Source organism: Streptomyces sp. WAC06614 (assembly GCF_003949795.1).
Classification (GTDB): domain Bacteria; phylum Actinomycetota; class Actinomycetes; order Streptomycetales; family Streptomycetaceae; genus Streptomyces.
The window spans coordinates 1-1,698 of sequence record NZ_RPRY01000629.1 but is presented as its reverse complement, the minus strand read 5'-3'; the positions used below and the strand labels follow the sequence as shown (position 1 = coordinate 1,698).

2 protein-coding genes and 1 pseudogene are annotated in these 1,698 nt (G+C 78.2%); 1 reads left to right on the top strand and 2 read right to left on the bottom strand.

Features of this window, described 5'->3' with window-relative positions:
• On the top strand, positions 1-832 hold an 832-nt coding region (locus tag EF918_RS35450; protein WP_125652945.1), incomplete at its 5' end, for a serine protease.
• Here EF918_RS35450 and EF918_RS35445 read toward each other — a convergent pair.
• On the bottom strand, positions 801-1,271 hold the full coding sequence (locus EF918_RS35445) for a hypothetical protein (protein WP_125652944.1): 471 nt from the start codon (positions 1,269-1,271) through the stop codon (positions 801-803). The genes EF918_RS35450 and EF918_RS35445 overlap by 32 nt on opposite strands.
• Before the next feature lie 13 nt (positions 1,272-1,284).
• Positions 1,285-1,698, bottom strand: a pseudogene (locus tag EF918_RS35440) (HXXEE domain-containing protein); the annotation flags it as partial.

Sequence of the window (1,698 nt, the reverse complement as noted above, 5' to 3'; positions counted from 1 at the left end):
TACCGACGCGGCGGACCTGGCGGGCGGCGGCGCCGCAGTGGCGGGGCCGGTGGTCGGCGGGCCCGTGCCGGCCGGGTCGGGCGAGGCGGCCGGGGGATGCCCGGGGCCCCGCCCCGGCACGGAGGCGCGTACGCGGCCCCTCGGGCCCGGGCAGGGGTGGAACTTCGACGGGATCCCGAGCGTCGGGCGGCTGTACTCCGCCCGCAACGGCGGCCGTTACTCCTGCACGGCCAGCGTGGTGGCCTCGCCCGGCAAGGACCTGGTGCTGACCGCCGCTCACTGCCTGGTCGGTGTCGACACGCGCCAGCTGTACTTCGTCCCGCGCTACACCTCCGCCAAGCCCCAGCCCTACGGCAGGTTCCCGGTCCGCCGGGTCTTCATCGACCCCCGCTACCGGCGCCTGGGCCCCGACAAGGGCGCCGCGTACGACGTGGCCTTCGTCGAGGTGGGGCCCCGGCCCGACGGCCGGGCCGTGCAGAACGTCGTCGGGGCCAACCGCCTCGTCACCGGCGGGGCCTACGCACAACCCGACGTCATGCTGATCGGCCACCCGGCCGGCGCCGCCCGGCCCCGCGCCTGCGTCAACCGGACGACCAAGTTCACCAGCCGTGACGCCGCGATCCCCGGCTCCTTCCTCCGGATCAACTGCACCGGTTACCCCGGCGGCACCAGCGGCGGGCCGTTCCTGGCCCACTACGACGCCCGGACGAGGACGGGCTCCGTCATCGGCGTGATCGGCGGCTGGAAGACCGGCGGTGACCTGCCGGACACCTCCTACAGCTCCTACTTCGGCGCCGCCGTCAAGGCGCTGTACGCGACGGCGACACGGTAGACGACGCCGGCCCGTCCCCCGGCGGAGCCGAGGGCGCCGGCACCGGCGCGGGCCCGGGCGGCGGCCCCGCCGGGGTCGGGGCGGCGGCCCCGGCCACCGGGAGGCCGAACGGCTGGGTCCGCCGGGTCCGCCGCGGGTTGCCGACCGTACGCGGCATCTGCGGCGGCCCGGTGGCGATGGCCGTGTCCGGCGGCGGCAGGCACAACTGCCGCCGCAGGTCCGCCAGGGCCGCGTGCAGCGGCGCCAGGACGAGTGCGGCACGCGGGTGCGTCGAGGCCAGGGCATGGGCGGTGGTCTCGATGGCCTCGACGGCGTCCTCCGCCGCGTCCCGGCTCCAGCCGCCCACGGCCACGGAGTCGTACAGGTGACAGGCGGTCTCGGCGGCGGCGTCGGCGTGTTCGCCGACCCCCGGCCCCGCCACGGCGGGCAACAGCTCCATGCCGGGTCAACGATCAGCGCCCGGCGGGGGAACGAACCGTCAGCCGGCGGGCCACCCCGTGGGCGACGGCGGTGGCCGCCCCGGCGAGGCCGGACACCACGTCCCGCGCCCGGGCCGGCCGCAGCACACCCGCCCGGCGCAGCCGGCCGCGCGCCCAGAGGGTGAACGGCACGACCAGCAGCGGGCCGGTGACACGCCCGGGGTGTAGCCGCGGGTGGCGACGGCCTGTCCCCCATGGACCAGGCCGTGCGGTCCGAAACCGTTCAGAGCGCCCTGGTGGAAGGCGGACCGGCCGCCGGTGCGGCGCCCCTCGGCCGCGGCCGCCGCAACGAGCACGGCCATCACCCCGACGGCCGCCGAACACACGCGAGTCGGTCGCCTCCCTCCGCCGCCCCGGCCCGCGCCGCCGTCCCGGCCCCCGCCGCCC

Excerpts from the sequence above, each read along its gene's own strand:
- EF918_RS35445 (WP_125652944.1), bottom strand. The coding sequence starts at position 1,271 with ATGGAGCTGTTGCCCGCCGTGGCGGGGCCGGGGGTCGGCGAACACGCC.